At 58.6% G+C, this 17,048-nt stretch carries 10 protein-coding genes; 2 read left to right on the forward strand and 8 right to left on the reverse strand.

Features of this window, described 5'->3' with window-relative positions; all coding sequences use genetic code 11:
• Positions 1–56: 56 nt before the first annotated feature.
• A complete protein-coding gene (malQ, locus tag V7Q49_RS14705) occupies positions 57–2,141 on the reverse strand; it encodes a 4-alpha-glucanotransferase (RefSeq protein ID WP_333853057.1) in 2,085 nt (694 codons plus the stop codon).
• Positions 2,142–2,150: 9 nt separating this feature from the next.
• Entirely contained in the window at positions 2,151–4,544 is a 2,394-nt protein-coding gene (gene malP / locus V7Q49_RS14710) for a maltodextrin phosphorylase (RefSeq protein ID WP_333853058.1), read from the reverse strand.
• Between the two features lie 585 nt (positions 4,545–5,129).
• On the opposite strand from malP, the gene malT reads away from it, so the two are divergent.
• A complete protein-coding gene (gene malT, locus V7Q49_RS14715) occupies positions 5,130–7,835 on the forward strand; it encodes an HTH-type transcriptional regulator MalT (protein WP_333853060.1) in 2,706 nt (901 codons plus the stop codon).
• Between the two features lie 115 nt (positions 7,836–7,950).
• On the opposite strand, the gene V7Q49_RS14720 is transcribed toward malT, so the two are convergent.
• From V7Q49_RS14720 to glpE, 3 genes are read right to left on the reverse strand one after another with little or no spacing between them, the layout of a single operon-like run.
• Positions 7,951–8,709: a DeoR/GlpR family transcriptional regulator gene (locus tag V7Q49_RS14720; RefSeq protein WP_333853062.1), complete on the reverse strand. Its 759-nt coding sequence runs from the start codon at positions 8,707–8,709 to the stop codon at positions 7,951–7,953.
• Positions 8,710–8,727: 18 nt separating this feature from the next.
• A complete protein-coding gene (glpG, locus tag V7Q49_RS14725) occupies positions 8,728–9,558 on the reverse strand; it encodes a rhomboid family intramembrane serine protease GlpG (RefSeq protein WP_333853064.1) in 831 nt (276 codons plus the stop codon).
• A 44-nt stretch (positions 9,559–9,602) separates the two neighbouring features.
• Entirely contained in the window at positions 9,603–9,932 is a 330-nt protein-coding gene (glpE, locus tag V7Q49_RS14730) for a thiosulfate sulfurtransferase GlpE (RefSeq protein WP_231313520.1), read from the reverse strand.
• 275 nt (positions 9,933–10,207) lie between these two features.
• Between glpE and glpD the strand changes: the two genes are divergently transcribed.
• A complete protein-coding gene (gene glpD / locus V7Q49_RS14735; RefSeq protein ID WP_333853065.1) occupies positions 10,208–11,725 on the forward strand; it encodes a glycerol-3-phosphate dehydrogenase in 1,518 nt (505 codons plus the stop codon).
• Positions 11,726–11,842: 117 nt separating this feature from the next.
• Here glpD and glgP read toward each other — a convergent pair whose 3' ends face one another.
• The 3 genes from glgP to glgC are packed head-to-tail and all read right to left on the reverse strand — an operon-like array spanning position 11,843 to position 17,038.
• Entirely contained in the window at positions 11,843–14,290 is a 2,448-nt protein-coding gene (gene glgP / locus V7Q49_RS14740; protein ID WP_333853067.1) for a glycogen phosphorylase, read from the reverse strand.
• Between the two features lie 19 nt (positions 14,291–14,309).
• A complete protein-coding gene (gene glgA, locus V7Q49_RS14745) occupies positions 14,310–15,743 on the reverse strand; it encodes a glycogen synthase GlgA (RefSeq protein ID WP_333853069.1) in 1,434 nt (477 codons plus the stop codon).
• The gene (gene glgC, locus V7Q49_RS14750; protein WP_333853071.1) at positions 15,743–17,038 is read right to left on the reverse strand and encodes a glucose-1-phosphate adenylyltransferase; all 1,296 of its coding nucleotides are present in this window, start codon (positions 17,036–17,038) and stop codon (positions 15,743–15,745) included. Before glgC ends, glgA begins: the two co-directional genes overlap by 1 nt.
• Between the last annotated feature and the right edge of the window lie 10 nt (positions 17,039–17,048).

Raw genomic sequence — 17,048 nt, forward strand, 5'->3', positions numbered from 1 at the left:
CGCCTTACCCGGCCTACAGGAGCAACAAAAAACCCGCCATCTGGCGGGTTTTTTTATCACTTCTTCGCTGCGGCTTTTCGCCGCTTATCCAGGTCTTTGATCAGCTTGTTCACCCCGTCATCGGCGAACATCGCCTCAAGAGAGGTAGACAGCTTGCGACGCCAGTTCTTGTACTGATAGCTGGTGCCCGGAATGTTTACCGGCTCCGCCATATCAATCCAGTCTTCCGGCTGTAGACCCAACAGGGCGCTGTTACTGTCGGCAATGTAACGCTGTAAACCGCGGTTGAGCGTCGGGGTCATCGACATCAACGACGCCTTGTGCCCGGTGCGCTTCGGCAGGCAGCCGTGCGCGTGCAATGCATCCAGCAGCCCCTGCTTGGACAGCTCGCGATCCTGATACAGCCCACGCAGCATCACTTCGTCAGGGTAGAGGCCCAGCGTTTTGCCCAGGGTAAGGTCGCCGCTGTCCCACCAGCCACGAAGCGTAGGAAGGTCATGCGTCGTCGCGACTGCCATTGATTGTTCTGGATACGCCTCCGGCGCGCGGAAGTTCTTCTCAAGGTCGTTTTCAAAATAGAGCACTTTGTAGGAGTAAACGCCGCTGTCACGCAGCTTGCTGACGATTTCAACCGGGACGGTGCCGAGATCTTCCCCGATCACCATGCAGTTATGGCGCTTACTCTCCAGCGCAAGGATGGAGAGCAGATCGTCGACCGGATAATGCACGTAGGCCCCGTGGTCGGCGGTTTCACCGTACGGGATCCACCACAGACGCAGAACCGACATCACGTGGTCGATACGCAGCGCGCCGCAGTTCTGCATGTTGGCACGCAGCAGCTCGATAAAGGGCTCATAGGCGCGGGCCGCGATCACGTGCGGATCCATCGGCGGCAGGCCCCAGTTCTGGCCCAGCGGACCCAGAATATCCGGTGGCGCACCGACGGAGGCTTTCAGACAATAAAGCTCGCGATCGCACCAGGTCTCTGCCCCGCCCTCGGCAACGCCGACCGCCAGGTCACGGTACAGGCCGATCGGCATGTCGTAGCCCTGGCTCTCCTGCCAGCAGGCGGCAAACTGGCTGTACGCCAGCCACTGCAGCCAGAGGTAGAAATCGACCTCGTCAGTATGCGCTTCACAAAACGCTTTCACCGCCGGGGAGTCAACGGACTGATACTGCTCAGGCCACACCGGCCAGCCCCAGCGCATTTCGTCCTCTTTCACCTGATACGCATGCAGCGCGTCAAACGCTGCCTGCCAGTACAGGCTCTCGCCTTCGCGGGCAACAAACTCGCGGAAGGCCGTCATTTGTTCGTCGTCACGCCGGGCAAAGCCTTTCCACGCCATGCGCAGCGCGGCCATCTTCAGCGCGGTGACGGTGGCATAATCGACCCACTCGGCGTCGCGGGCGCGTTGCAGCGCCTGCCGGGTGGTATCCATCTTCCACCAGGCCTGCGCCTCGTCGCTGTTGCGGAAATCCTCCACGGCGTTAACGTCGATGTAAATCACGTTCAGCCAGCGGCGGGATGACGGGCTATACGGGCTGGCGCTCTCCGGGTTCGCCGGATAGAGCGCATGAATCGGGTTGAGGCCAATAAAGGCCCCGCCGCGCTTGCCGACGTCGGTCAGCATCTTCTGCAAATCGCCGAAGTCGCCAATGCCCCAGTTCGCCTCGGAGCGCAGCGTGTAGAGCTGCACGCAGGCACCCCACAGCTTCTTGCCCTCTTTCAGCGCCTGCGGCTCGTAGCAGCGTTTTGGCGCGACGATCACCCGGCAGTGCCAGCGATGAGCATCCTGGGTCAGCGTCAGGGTGTGGTAACCCTCCGGCAGTTTGGCCGGCAGGTTGAGATTTTTGCCGCCCGTGGCGTGGCCTTTGTGCTGATGCCCCTCTTCGGTGGTCAGCAGCCAGCTGAAGTCGCCGCTGCCTTCAATCATCAGCGGCATTTTTTTGCCGGCGGTATAGACCATCACGTTCGGGACGGCGGTAACCGCCGCTTTCGCGACGGGTTTGGCTTTGTGCATGGCATCCAGCAAACGCCTCTTGGTCTCAGCACCAATAGACTGCGGTTTACCATGAGCATTGATATAGCTGGGGCTGATCCCCGCCGCCAGGGCGGCATTATCGAGACGTTTACTTTCCATCGCGCTTCCTTAGCGTTTTGCCTGCCAGATACGGGCCTGGTAGTCGCGGATTGAGCGGTCAGAGCTGAACATGCCGCAGCGCGCGGTATTCAGAATGCACGCCCGGGTCCAGGCTTCCTGATCGCGATACAGGACATCGACCTGCTTCTGGGCCTCAACGTAGCCCGCAAAGTCCGCCATCAGCAGGTACGGATCGCCGCCCTGTTTGCCGATGCTGTGCAGCATCTGGTCAAACGCGTGCTTATCACCGTCGCTGTATTTGCCGCTCTCCAGCTCCTTCAACACCGCATCCAGCAGTTTGTCTTTTTTACGCCATTTCACCGGGTCGTAACCTTTGGCTTTGATGGCTTTCACTTCTTCCACAGTATGGCCGAAGATAAAGATGTTCTCGTCGCCCACCTGCTCAGCAATCTCAACGTTAGCACCGTCCAGCGTACCGACGGTCAGCGCGCCGTTCAGGGCCAGCTTCATGTTGCCGGTGCCGGAGGCCTCTTTGCCCGCGGTAGAGATCTGCTCAGAAACATCCGCCGCCGGGATCAGCAGCTCCGCCGCCGAGACGCAGTAATCCGGCAGGAACACCACTTTCAGCTTGTCGCCCACCTTCGGATCGTTGTTCACCGCGTCGGCCACTTTATTAATAGCGAAGATGATGTTTTTCGCCAGGTAGTAACCCGGTGCCGCTTTCGCACCGAACAGGAACACGCGCGGCACGCGGTCGGCCTGCGGGTTCTCGCGGATCTCTTTGTACAGCGCCAGAATGTGCAGCAGGTTCAGGTGCTGACGTTTGTACTCGTGCAGACGTTTAATCTGGATATCAAAAATCGCGTTCGGGTTGATCTCAATCCCGGTACGGGTTTTGACGAACGCCGCCAGGCGCACCTTGTTGTCCTGCTTGATGGTGCGGTAAGTCTCGCGGAACGCCGCATCGTCGGCATACTTTTCCAGGTTGATCAGCTGGTCGAGGTCGTTAGCCCACTCGTGATCCAGGGAGGAGTCCAGCAGCGCGGCCAGTTTTGGGTTGCACTGTTTGATCCAGCGACGCGGCGTGATGCCGTTGGTGACGTTATGGAACTTGTTCGGCCACAGCTGGTGATATTCCGGGAACAGATCTTTCACTACCAGATCGGAGTGCAGCGCGGCCACGCCGTTCACCGCAAAGCCGCTGACCACGCACAGGTTAGCCATGCGAACCTGCTTGTCGAATACCACCGCCAGCTTCGCCCATACCGCTTTATCGCCCGGCCAGGTTTTATCCACCAGTTTCTTAAAGCGGTTGTTGATCTCGTTGATCAGCTGCATATGGCGCGGCAGCAGGGCTTTAATCAGCTTCTCGTCCCAGCACTCCAGCGCCTCTGGCATCAGGGTGTGGTTGGTGTAAGCGAAGGTTTTGCTGGTGATCGCCCAGGCGTCGTCCCAGCTCAGCTGATGCTCGTCGATCAGCACGCGCAGCAGTTCCGGGATAGCGATGGTCGGGTGGGTATCGTTCAGCTGGATCACTTCGTAATCCGCCAGCTCTACCAGCTTGCGGCCCGCCAGGTGGTGACGACGCAGAATGTCGGCCACGGAACAAGCGCACTGGAAGTACTGCTGCATCAGGCGCAGCTTTTTGCCCGCCAGGTGGTTGTCGTTCGGGTAGAGGACTTTAGTCAGCTTGTCGGCGTCGATGCCCTGCTGCTCAGCGCGCAGGAAATCGCCGTCGTTAAATTTGGTGAGGTTGAACGGGTGCGCGTGCGTCGCTTGCCACAGGCGCAGCGGCTGCGCCACGCCGTTACGGTAGCCCAGCACCGGCAGATCCCAGGCCTGCCCGGTGATGGTAAAGCCCGGCTCCCACTGGCCCGCTTTCGTCACTTTACCGCCAATGCCGACCTGCACGTCCAGCGCTTCGTTGTGGCGGAACCACGGGTAGCTGCCGCGATGCCAGTCATCCGGGGCTTCCATCTGCTGACCGCCCGCGAAGGACTGACGGAACAGGCCATACTGATAGTTCAGACCGTAGCCGGTCGCCGGCTGGCCCACCGTCGCCATTGAGTCGAGGAAGCAGGCCGCCAGACGACCCAGACCGCCGTTACCCAGCGCCGGATCGATCTCCTCTTCCAGCAGGTCGGTCAGATGGATGTTGTGCGTGCTCAGCACATCGCTAACCTCCTGATACCAGCCGAGGTTCAGCAGGTTGTTGCCGGTCAGACGGCCAATCAGGAACTCCATGGAGATATAGTTAACGTGGCGCTGGCCTTTGACGGGCTTCACCGCGGGTTGAGCGCTCAGCAATTCGGCAAGCGCGCCGCTGACGGCCTGCCACCACTGGCGGGAGGTCATGTCTTCAGCGGCGTGTAAACCAAAACGCTGCCACTGACGCGTCAGGGCAGCCTGGAATTGAGCTTTGTTGAAAGTCGGCTGTGACATAGGGAATCTGCATCCTGTAGAGAGAAAATGAGGCGTTGGTGCTAGTGTGCCTGGCTCCTCATGCCTCTTCCTCCTCCTGCCGGGGATTAGACAGGGAGGAGTAGCGGGGATGAGCGCTAAAGTGTGATCGCGGCCACTTTCTGCAGCGGGAGTGTGGGGCATTAATGCCGCGATTTCCGGGAAGAGAGTCAAAAAAATGAAATGCGGTTTCGCCTGAAATATAGGCACCAGGAAATAATTACTTACCCGACGTAATATTGCTCAGAATGTACTGCATCTCAGAATGTTATTTCAGCCGCGTAACCATTCCGGAACTTTATTAACTTTTCACTGCCTTTACGCTTCTATATTCCGTTTTATGCTTAACCTCCCGGAAACACGCCACGCCAGTATCCATGCGCTTTCGAGGCCCATCGGAAAAGTTCCCTATCCCATCGATATATTTTTGTGACCGAGTGCAAATTAAGGGACATAAAACCCGGACATAACTTGCAATAAAAGGGTTTCTGACCGACCTTATAAGGATTAATTACGAAGCGCAAAAAAAATCAAAAATCTCGATTTCCACACAGTGAAGTGAAAACTATGTTGATTCCGTCCAAATTAAGTCGCCCGGTTCGTCTTGACCATACTGTGGTCCGCGAACGCTTGCTGGCGAAACTTTCCGGCGCGAACAATTTTCGACTGGCGCTGGTAACGAGCCCTGCAGGCTACGGCAAAACCACGCTCATTTCACAGTGGGCATCCGGCAAGACCGATCTCGGCTGGTACTCCCTCGATGAGGGCGACAACCAGCAGGAGCGTTTTGCCAGCTATCTGATCGCCGCGGTTCAGCAGGCGACCAACGGACACTGTGTGACCAGCGAAGTGATGGTGCAGAAGCGTCAGTACGCCAGCCTCTCTTCCCTGTTTTCCCAACTGTTTATCGAGCTGGCCGAATGGCATCGTCCGCTCTACCTGGTCATTGACGACTACCATCTGATCACCAATCCGGTTATCCATGAGTCGATGCGCTTTTTCCTGCGCCACCAGCCGGAAAACCTGACCCTGGTGATCCTGTCGCGTAACCTGCCGCAGCTGGGCATTGCCAACCTGCGCGTGCGCGATCAGCTGCTGGAAGTGGGCAGCCAACAACTCTCCTTTACCCATCAGGAAGCGAAGCAGTTCTTTGACGGCCGCCTGAAATCCCCCATCGAGGTGGCCGAGAGCAGCCGCCTGTGCGACGACGTGGCAGGCTGGGCGACCGCCCTGCAGCTGATTGCCCTCTCAGCCCGAAATAACAATAGCTCGACGCAGCAATCCGCCCGTCGTCTGTCGGGGATCAACGCCAGCCACCTCTCCGATTACCTGGTGGATGAAGTGCTCGACAGCGTCGATCAATCCACCCGTCAGTTCCTGCTGAAAAGCTCCCTGCTGCGCTCGATGAACGATGCGCTGATCGTGCGCGTCACCGGCGAAGACAACGGCCAGATGCGTCTGGAAGAGATCGAACGTCAGGGGTTGTTCCTGCAGCGCATGGACGACTCCGGGGAGTGGTTCAGCTACCACCCGCTGTTTGGCAGCTTCCTGCGCCAGCGCTGCCAGTGGGAGCTGGCAACCGAATTGCCGGAAATCCACCGCGCCGCCGCCGAGAGCTGGATGGCGCAGGGCTTCCCGAGCGAGGCCATTCACCACGCCCTGGCGGCGGGCGATGCCCATATGCTGCGCGATATTCTGCTCAACCACGCCTGGAGCCTGTTTAACCACAGCGAGCTGGCCCTGCTGGAGGAGTCGCTGCGCGCCCTGCCGTGGGAAAGCCTGCTGGAGAACCCGCGTCTGGTGCTGCTGCAGGCCTGGCTGATGCAGAGCCAGCACCGCTACAGCGAAGTGAACACCCTGCTGGCCCGCGCCGAGCAGGAGATGAAAGGCGAGATGGACGCCGCCCTGCACGGGGAATTCAATGCCCTGCGCGCGCAGGTGGCGATCAACGATGGCAACCCGGAAGAGGCTCAGCGCCTGGCCCTGGGCGCGCTGGAGGAGCTGCCGCTGGCGAACTTCTACAGCCGCATCGTGGCGACCTCGGTGCATGGCGAAGTGCTGCACTGTAAGGGCGACCTCTCGCGCTCCCTGTCGCTGATGCAGCAGACCGAGCAGATGGCGCGCCGCCATGACGTCTGGCATTACGCCCTGTGGAGCCTGATCCAGCAGAGCGAAATTTTATTTGCCCAGGGCTTCCTGCAGGCCGCGTGGGAGACCCAGGAAAAAGCCTTCACCCTGATCCGCGATCAGCACCTGGAACAGCTGCCGATGCACGAGTTCCTGCTGCGCATCCGCGCTCAGCTGCTGTGGGCCTGGGCCCGACTGGACGAAGCGGAAAGCACCGCCCGTCATGGGGTCGACGTGCTCTCCACCTATCAGCCGCAGCAGCAGCTGCAGTGTCTGGGCCTGCTGGTGCAGTGCTCGCTGGCGCGCGGCGATCTGGATAACGCCCGTAACCACCTTAACCGTCTGGAGAATCTGCTCGGCAACGGTCAGTATCACAGCGACTGGGTATCGAACGCCGATAAGGTGCGGGTGATTTACTGGCAGATGACTGGCGACAAGAAATCGGCGGCCAACTGGCTGCGCCAGACGCCGAAGCCGGAATTTGCCAATAACCACTTCCTGCAGAGCCAGTGGCGCAACATTGCCCGGGCGCAGATCCTGTTAGGGGAATTTGAACCGGCCGAGATGGTGCTGGAAGAGCTAAACGAAAATGCCCGCAGCCTGCGTCTGATGAGCGATCTGAACCGCAACCTGCTGCTGCAGAATCAGCTCTACTGGCAGGCCGGTCGCAAGAACGACGCCCAGCGCGTGCTGCTTGAAGCTTTGCAGCTGGCAAACCGCACCGGGTTTATCAGCCACTTTGTGATTGAAGGCGAGACCATGGCGCAGCAGCTGCGTCAGTTGATTCAGCTCAACACCCTGCCGGAGCTGGACCAGCATCGCGCCCAGCGCATCCTGCGGGAGATTAACCAGCATCACCGCCACAAGTTCGCCCATTTCGATGAGACCTTTGTGGAGCGTCTGCTGACCCATCCGGAAGTGCCGGAGCTGATCCGCACCAGCCCGCTGACCCAGCGTGAGTGGCAGGTGCTGGGGCTGATCTACTCAGGCTACAGCAACGAGCAGATCGCCGGTGAGCTGGCCGTGGCGGCCACCACCATCAAAACGCACATCCGCAATCTGTATCAGAAGCTGGGCGTTGCCCACCGTCAGGACGCGGTGCTGCATGCACAGCAGCTGCTGAAGATGATGGGGTACGGGGTTTAGGTCCTCTGCGGTTTGATGCCCTCACCCCGACCCTCTCCCACAGGGAGAGGGAGCAAACACAAAAAACGACAACCCTGGTTGTCGTTTTGCTTTTACCTCGCCACCCGGCACAAACTCAGCACAGTTCTAACTGCACCTTATTATCCTTAATCACCTTTAATACCCCTTCAGGCGGCATTACGTCGGTATAGACCGCGTTCACCATGCTGATGCTGCCCATATTGACCATCGCGTTACGGCCAAACTTGGAGTGATCCACCACCAGCATCACGTGGCGCGAGTTCTCAATGATCGCCCGCTTGGTGCGCACTTCGTGATAATCAAACTCCAGCAGGGAGCCGTCGGTATCGATGCCGCTGATGCCGAGGATACCGAAGTCGAGGCGGAACTGGGAGATAAAGTCGAGGGTCGCTTCGCCAATAATGCCGCCGTCACGGCTGCGCAGCTCGCCACCCGCGAGGATGATGCGGAAATCCTCTTTCTGCATCAGGGTGGTGGCAACGTTGAGGTTGTTGGTGACGACCCGCAGGTTCTCATGGTTCAGCAGGGCGTGGGCCACCGCTTCCGGTGTGGTGCCAATGTCGATAAACAGCGTCGCGCCGTTAGGGATCTGGCTCGCCACCTTGCGGGCGATACGCTCCTTCTCAGAGGTCTGTGTCGCCTTGCGGTCGTGCCAGGGAGTATTCACCGAGCTGGACGGCAGCGCCGCGCCGCCGTGGTGGCGCAGGATGCGGTTCTGATCGGCCAGATCGTTGAGGTCCCGACGGATGGTCTGCGGGCTGACGGCAAACTGCTCTACCAGCTCTTCGGTGCTGACGTATCCCTGCTTTTTCACCAGATCAATAATGGCGTCATGACGTTGTGTTTGTTTCATCAGAGTTCCCTGCCAGAATTATGTTCGTTTTCGCGCATTTAGCGTATCGGCAAACGCCATCGCCAGCCCCACCGCCAGCCCGGCCACGTGTGCGCCGTTGGCAATCGCCATGCCAAACAGATCAAACCATCCGGCAATAATCCAGATTAATGCAAAGGTCATTAAACCGCGCTGCAGGTAGATGCCGCTCTGCGGATCCCGCTCGCCGCGCAGCCAGACATAGCCCATCAGGGCGTAGACCACGCCGGAGAGGCCGCCAAACCACGGCCCACCAAACTTATGCTGGATAAAGCCGCTGAGCAGCGCGCTGATCAGGGTAAGGACAATGAGCTTGCCGCTGCCGAGCCGCTTCTCTACCGCCCCGCCGAGATACCACCACCACAGCAGGTTAAAGAGGATATGCAGCACCGAGAAGTGCATCAGCGCGTGGGTGAAGTAGCGCCAGAACTCGAACTCAACGGAGGCGTCATACGGCCAGGCCAGCATCAGCATCACCTGCTGAGCGCCCACCACATTCATCAGAATAAAGACCAGAATGCAGGCCGCCATTAACCCCAGGGTGAAAGGCCCCGCGCGTTCACGCACGGTCGCCAGGAAAGGAAAGCGCTGATAGTGCAGCCCGCTGCTGGTATGACCCGCCTGCCAGCTTGCCGCCAGATAGCGCGCATCGCCGGGGTTCTCCAGAAAACGCGCCAGCTCGGTATTGACCCGGGAGGCCTGGCTCTCATCTGCCAGCCAGACGTCGGTTTGGGTATGTTGTTGAATGGTGAGGATAACACCCTGCGTCGCCATGTAATCGACAAACGCCTGGGCGACGCGCGGGTTGGTAAAAGAGGTAATCATCAGCATCGGCGGCAGTCGCTTATTCCACACAAAAGGGGACAGTATATACCCTAAATGCCCGCGTGCTCGACTTCTGCCGGGAAATGACGATGCCAGGCATCGAATCCGCCGTCCACGCTGTAGACCGCTTCAAAACCCTGCTGCAGCAGGTATTGCGCCGCGCCTTTGCTGCTGTTGCCGTGATAGCACATCACCATCACCGGGGTCTCGAAATCGTTATCGCGCATAAATTCGCTCAGGGAGGCGTTGGTCAGGTGAAACGCGCCCGGCGTATGGCCCATCGCGAAGCTTTGCGGATCGCGGATGTCCACCAGCACCGCCAGTCCCTGGTGCATCTTCTGGTGGGCTTCTTCTACGTTAATACATTCAAAATGTTCCATGGTGCTCTCTTTCAACAAGTGCGAATTCATCTCCCCCTCACCCCGGCCCTCTCCCTCAGGGAGAGGGAGCAAACCATCCCCTCGCCCCTTTGGGGAGAGGGTTAGGGTGAGGGGAAAAATATACCGCGTAGTGTACGTCCTGGCGGCGGGTAAACGCCATTATGTTAGCTGTATCACTCAAATTTGTTTTTTTGATGTTACTAAAATCCATTTCCTTTGCTAGTATGAGCGATATCGAACATTTTTGAGCTTTAACGAAAGTGCGTGAGGATACAATGGAAACCAAAGATCTGATTGTTATCGGTGGCGGAATCAACGGGGCGGGCATTGCGGCGGACGCTGCCGGGCGCGGGTTATCTGTCCTGATGCTGGAAGCGCAGGATCTCGCCTGTGCCACCTCCTCCGCCAGTTCTAAGCTGATCCACGGTGGCCTGCGTTATCTGGAGCACTACGAGTTCCGCCTGGTCAGTGAGGCACTGGCCGAGCGTGAAGTGCTGCTGAAAATGGCCCCGCATATCGCTACTCCAATGCGTTTTCGTCTGCCACACCGGCCGCATCTGCGTCCGGCGTGGATGATCCGCATTGGTCTGTTTATGTACGATCATCTGGGCAAACGCACCAGCCTGCCCGCCTCTGCCGGTGTGCGTTTTGGCGCAGACTCGGTTCTGAAGCCTGAAATCGTGCGCGGATTCGAATATTCTGACTGCTGGGTAGATGATGCCCGCCTGGTGCTCGCTAACGCGCAAATGGTTGAACGCAAAGGCGGCGAGGTGAAAACCCGCACTCGCGCCATTTCCGCCCGTCGGGAAAAGGGGCTGTGGATCGTCGAAGCAGAAGATATTGATACCGGCGAGCGTTTCAGCTGGCAGGCGCGCGGTCTGGTGAACGCCACCGGCCCGTGGGTGAAACAGTTCTTTGACGAGGGGATGCAGCTCCCGTCGCCGTATGGTATCCGCCTGATCAAAGGCAGCCACATCGTGGTGCCGCGGGTGCATACCCAGAAGCAGGCCTATATTCTGCAAAATGAAGACAAGCGCATCGTGTTTGTGATCCCGTGGATGGATGAGTTCTCCATCATTGGCACCACCGATGTGGAGTACAAAGGCGATCCGAAAAGCGTCGCTATCGACGAGAGCGAAATCAGCTATTTGCTGAAGGTTTATAACGCCCACTTTAAGAAATCGCTGGTGCGCGACGATGTGGTCTGGAGCTACTCCGGGGTGCGTCCGCTGTGTGATGACGAGTCCGACTCACCGCAGGCCATCACCCGTGATTACACCCTCGATATTCACGATGACCACGGCAAGGCACCGCTGCTGTCGGTGTTTGGCGGCAAGCTCACCACCTATCGCAAGCTGGCAGAGCACGCGATGGAAAAACTGGCGCCTTACTATCAGGGTATCGGTCCGGCGTGGACCAAAGGCGCGGTGCTGCCCGGTGGCGACATCGGCGGCAACCGCGATGATTACGCGGCGAAGTTACGCCGTCGCTATCCGTTTATTAGTGAATCCATGGCCCGCCACTTTGCCCGTACCTACGGCAGCAACAGTGAAACGATCCTGAATAACGCGAAGGATCTCGGCGATCTGGGCGATCTGGGCGAGCATTTTGGTCACGAGTTCTACGAGGCGGAGTTACGCTATTTAGCGGACCACGAGTGGGTACGCCGCGCAGACGATGCGCTGTGGCGTCGCACTAAAGAGGGGATGTGGCTGAATGCAGAGCAGCAGTCCCGCGTGGCGCTGTGGCTGGCCCAGCGTACGGGAAAGCGTGAGTTGTCGTTGGCATCGTGAGGCATGCCGAAAAGTAGGCCGGGTAAGGCGAAGCCGCCACCCGGCTTTTTTAATGGTGCGGCCTGATGCCCTCACCCCGGCCCTCTCCCACAGGGAGAGGGAGCGAACAGACTGCTTTTACAGCTTCACCGGATCGATATGCCAGATGGTCTCGGCATACTCCTGGATGGTGCGATCGGACGAGAAGTAGCCCATGTTGGCGATGTTGTGCATCGCTTTGGTGGTCCACTCTTCCGGCTTGCGGTAGAGCTCGTCGACCCTGTCCTGGCAGTCCACATAGCTGCGGTAGTCCGCCAGCACCTGGTAGTGGTCACCGAAGTTAATCAGCGAATCCACCAGGTCGCGATAGCGGCCAGGCTCGTCCGGGTTGAAGACCCCGGTGCCAATCTGGGTCAGCACCTGACGCAGCTCTTCATCCTTCTCGTAATAATCCCGCGGTGAGTAGCCCTTGGCACGCAGCGCCTCAACCTCTTCCGTGGTGTTGCCGAAGATGAAGATATTCTCTTCACCCACGTGCTCCAGCATCTCGACATTGGCACCGTCCAGCGTACCGATGGTCAGCGCGCCGTTGAGGGCAAACTTCATGTTACTGGTGCCGGAGGCCTCGGTGCCCGCGGTAGAGATCTGCTCCGAGAGATCGGCAGCGGGGATAATCAGCTGGGCCAGACTCACGCTGTAGTTCGGGATAAAGACGATCTTCAGCTTGTCGCCAATCTGCGGATCGTTATTGATCACCTTCGCCACGTCGTTGATCAGGTGAATGATGTGCTTCGCCATGTAGTAGGCCGACGCCGCTTTACCGGCGAAGATGTTTACACGCGGCACCCAGTCGGCATCCGGCTCGGCCTTGATGCGGTTATAGCGGGTGATCACGTGCAGCACGTTCATCAGCTGACGCTTGTACTCATGGATACGTTTGATCTGCACGTCGAACAGCGCTTTCGGGTTGGCCACCACGTTGAGATGCAGCGCCATCCACACCGCCAGCCGCTTTTTGTTCAGCAGCTTGGCATCACGCACCGCTTTGTTCACCGTCGGGAAATCGGCGTGCTGCTCCAGCTCGCTCAGCTGGCTTAAATCGGTACGCCAGTTGCGACCGATGTTCTCGTCGAGCACGTCGGAGAGCGGCTGGTTGGCCAGCGCCAGCCAGCGACGCGGCGTCACCCCGTTGGTGACGTTGCAGAAACGCATCGGGAATATCTTCGCGAAATCGGCAAACAGCGACTGCACCATCAGGTTGGAGTGCAGCTCCGACACGCCGTTAACCTTGTGGCTGATCACCACCGCCAGCCACGCCATACGCACCCGGCGACCATTGGATTCATCAATGATCGAGGTGCGGCTCAGCAGGCCGGTGTCGTGCGGGTACTGCTCCTGCAACGTTTTCAGGAAGAAATCGTTGATCTCAAAGATGATCTGCAGATGGCGCGGCAGGATTTTGCCGAGCATATCCACCGGCCAGGTCTCCAGCGCTTCACTCATCAGGGTGTGGTTGGTGTAGGAGAAGACCTGACAGGTCACCTCAAACGCCTCGTCCCAGCTGAACTTATGTTCGTCGATCAGCAGGCGCATCAGCTCCGGGATCGACAGCACCGGGTGGGTGTCATTGAGGTGGATGGCGGTTTTTTCCGCCAGGTTGGCATAGGTTTTATGCAGCTGATAGTGGCGGCTCAGGATGTCCTGAATGGTCGCGGAGACCAGGAAGTACTCCTGACGCAGACGCAGCTCGCGTCCGGAATAGGTGGAGTCATCCGGGTACAGCACACGGGAGACGTTCTCGGAGTGGTTTTTGTCTTCCACCGCCGCGAAGTAGTCGCCCTGATTGAATTTACCGAGGTTAATCTCGCTACTGGCCTGGGCGTTCCACAGGCGCAGCGTGTTGGTGGCATCGGTGTCGTAGCCCGGGATGATCTGGTCGTAGGCCACGGCCAGGATCTCTTCGGTTTCGACCCAGCGGCTCTTTTTGCCTTCCTGCTGGATACGCCCACCAAAGCGAACTTTATAGCGGGTGTTGTGGCGCTTGAACTCCCACGGGTTGCCGTACTCCAGCCAGTAGTCCGGAGACTCTTTTTGCCGGCCATCGACGATGTTCTGTTTGAACATGCCGTAATCGTAGCGAATACCGTAGCCGCGTCCCGGCAGGGCGAGGGTCGCCAGCGAATCGAGGAAGCAGGCCGCCAGACGGCCGAGACCGCCGTTGCCTAAGCCGGGGTCATTCTCTTCGTCGATCAGCTCTTCTAAATCCAGCCCCATCTCTTCGAGGGCGGTCTTAACGTCGTCATAGATACCCAGCGACAACAGCGCATTGGAGAGGGTGCGGCCAATCAAAAACTCCATCGACAGATAGTAAACCTGACGGGTCTCCTGTGAGAGCTGGGCGCGATTAGAGCGCAGCCAGCGTTCAACCAGCCGATCGCGCACGGCAAACAGGGTGGCGTTGAGCCATTCGTGTTTGTTGGCAATCACCGGATCTTTGCCGATGGTGAACATCAGCTTGTAAGCGATGGAGTGCTTTAACGCCTCAATGCTTACCGTGGGAGACGCATAGGAAAAAGGTGCATTCATATCTCTGATTCCAGCATTGTTACATCAAGCGTTGATAAAGATCGCGGTAGGACTGCGCCGCAACTTGCCAGCTAAAATCCATGGCCATCGCCTGGCGCTGAACAAAACGCCACAAAGAAGGACGAGACCACAACACGAAGGCACGCCGAATCGCGCGTAATAGCGACCAGGCATTGCTGTCCTCAAACACAAATCCGCTGGCGATGCCGTCTGCCAGGTTCTCCAGCGAGGTATCGGATACGGTATCTGCCAGCCCGCCGGTACGCCGCACCAGCGGCAGCGTGCCGTACTTCAGGCCATACAGCTGGGTTAAGCCGCAGGGCTCAAAACGACTCGGCACCAGGATAACGTCGGCACCCGCCATGATGCGGTGTGAAAACGCTTCGTGATAGCCAATCTGGACGCCAACCTGTCCCGGATGCTCGGCGGCCGCTGCGAGGAAGCCCTCCTGCAATACCGGATCGCCCGCGCCCAGCAGCGCCAGCTGTCCGCCCTGCTCCAGCAGGCCCGGCAGCGCCTCAAGCACCAGATCGAGCCCTTTCTGGCTGGTCAGACGGCTCACCACCGCAAACAGCGGCACCTTGTCGTTGACCTTCAGCCCCATGGCAACCTGCAGCTGACGTTTATTCTCGGCCTTATCTTCCACCGAATCGCGGTTGTAGCGCGCGGTCAGCAGCAGATCCGACTCCGGGCTCCAGATTTTTTCGTCCACGCCGTTGAGGATGCCCGACAGACGTCCTTCGCGCTGGCGTTGCGCGAGCAGCCCCTCCATGCCGTAGCCAAACTGCGGCTCGGTGATCTCCCGCGCGTAGGTCGGACTCACGGCGGTAATGTGATCGGCGTAGTACAGCCCGGCCTTGAGGAACGAAATCTGCCCGTTAAACTCCAGCCCATGGATATTAAAGAACGACCATGGCAGATCGATTTCATCCATATGTTTGGCTAAATACAGCCCCTGATAGGCCAGGTTATGCACGGTGAAGACCGATTTCGCCGGATGGCCACGCGCCGCCAGATAGGCCGGTGCCAGCCCGGCGTGCCAGTCGTGGGCATGCACTACGTCCGGGCGCCAGAACGGATCCAGCCCGGAGGCCATTTCCGCCCCGACCCAGCCGAGCAGCGCGAAACGCAGCACGTTATCGGTATAGGCAAAGAGGTTGGTGTCGTGGTACGGGCTCCCTGGGCGGTCATACAGGTGCGGGGCATCAATCAGATAGATGCCCACGCCGTTGTAATGACCAAACAGTAATGTGATGCGCCCGGCAAAGGTATCGCGGCGGCTGACAATCTGGGCGTCAGGGATGCCGCGACGGATATCGGGAAAAGCGGGTAACAGCACGCGAGTATCGACTCCACCGGCAATTTGCGCCGCCGGTAGCGCCCCAATCACATCCGCCAACCCGCCGGTTTTCAGCAACGGGAACATCTCAGAACAAACGTGTAAAACCTGCATCATCGCTCCTGTTTGATCTGCAGCTTACGCAGCATTTCACGCGTAACCAGCACGATGCCTTCTTCTGAGCGGTAGAAACGGCGCGCGTCCTCTTCCGCGTTTTCTCCAATTACCATGCCTTCCGGAATGACGCAGGCACGGTCGATAACGCAACGACGCAGGCGGCACGAGCGGCCAACCCAGACGTCGGGTAACAATACTGACGAATCAATGTTGCAGAAGGAGTTCACCCGCACGCGCGGGAACAGTACCGACTGCACCACCACAGAGCCCGAGATAATGCACCCGCCGGAGACCAGCGAGTTCAGCGTCATGCCGTGGCTGCCCGAGCGGTCCTGCACAAATTTTGCCGGCGGCAGGGATTCCATGTGGGTACGGATCGGCCAGTTGTGGTCGTACATATCCAGTTCCGGGGTCACCGATGCCAGATCGAGGTTAGCCTTCCAGTACGCCTCCAGGGTGCCGACATCGCGCCAGTACGGTTCTGAATCAGGATCGGACTGCACGCAGGACAGAGGGAACGGGTGTGCATAGGCCATGCCAGATTTGGTGATTTTCGGGATGATATCTTTACCGAAGTCGTGGCTGGATTTCTCATCCTTGTCGTCTTCTTCCAGCAGCTGATAAAGATAATCAGCATCAAAGACATAGATACCCATACTGGCAAGGGATTTGGTGTCATCTCCCGGCATAGATGGCGGGTTCGCCGGTTTTTCAACGAACTCGATCACTTTGTCGTTTTCATCCACCGCCATCACGCCAAAGGCCGTCGCCTCGGCAACGGGCACCGGCATACAGGCCACGGTGCAGCGCGCCCCTTTTTCGACGTGGTCGATCAGCATGCGCGAGTAGTCCTGCTTGTAGATGTGGTCCCCGGCGAGGATCACTACGTACTCGGCGTCATAGCGACGAATAATGTCGAGGTTTTGCGTCACCGCATCGGCGGTCCCGCGATACCAGTTTTCACCGTGCACACGCTGTTGGGCAGGTAACAGGTCGACAAACTCGTTCATCTCCTCACTGAAGAACGACCAGCCGCGCTGAATATGCTGCACCAGCGTGTGTGACTGATACTGCGTGATCACGCCAATACGGCGAATGCCTGAATTCAGGCAGTTTGACAACGCAAAATCGATAATACGGAATTTCCCACCGAAGTGGACGGCGGGCTTGGCGCGCTTAATCGTTAAATCTTTTAATCGGGTACCGCGGCCGCCAGCAAGAATCAGGGCAACAGACTTCAATGGCAGCTGACGCGCCAACATGAGAGGGTCGTTCTTATCTAACCTAACCATGATCAACTCC

The sequence above is a fragment of the Leclercia sp. genome (assembly GCF_036780805.1).
GTDB lineage: Bacteria > Pseudomonadota > Gammaproteobacteria > Enterobacterales > Enterobacteriaceae > Enterobacter.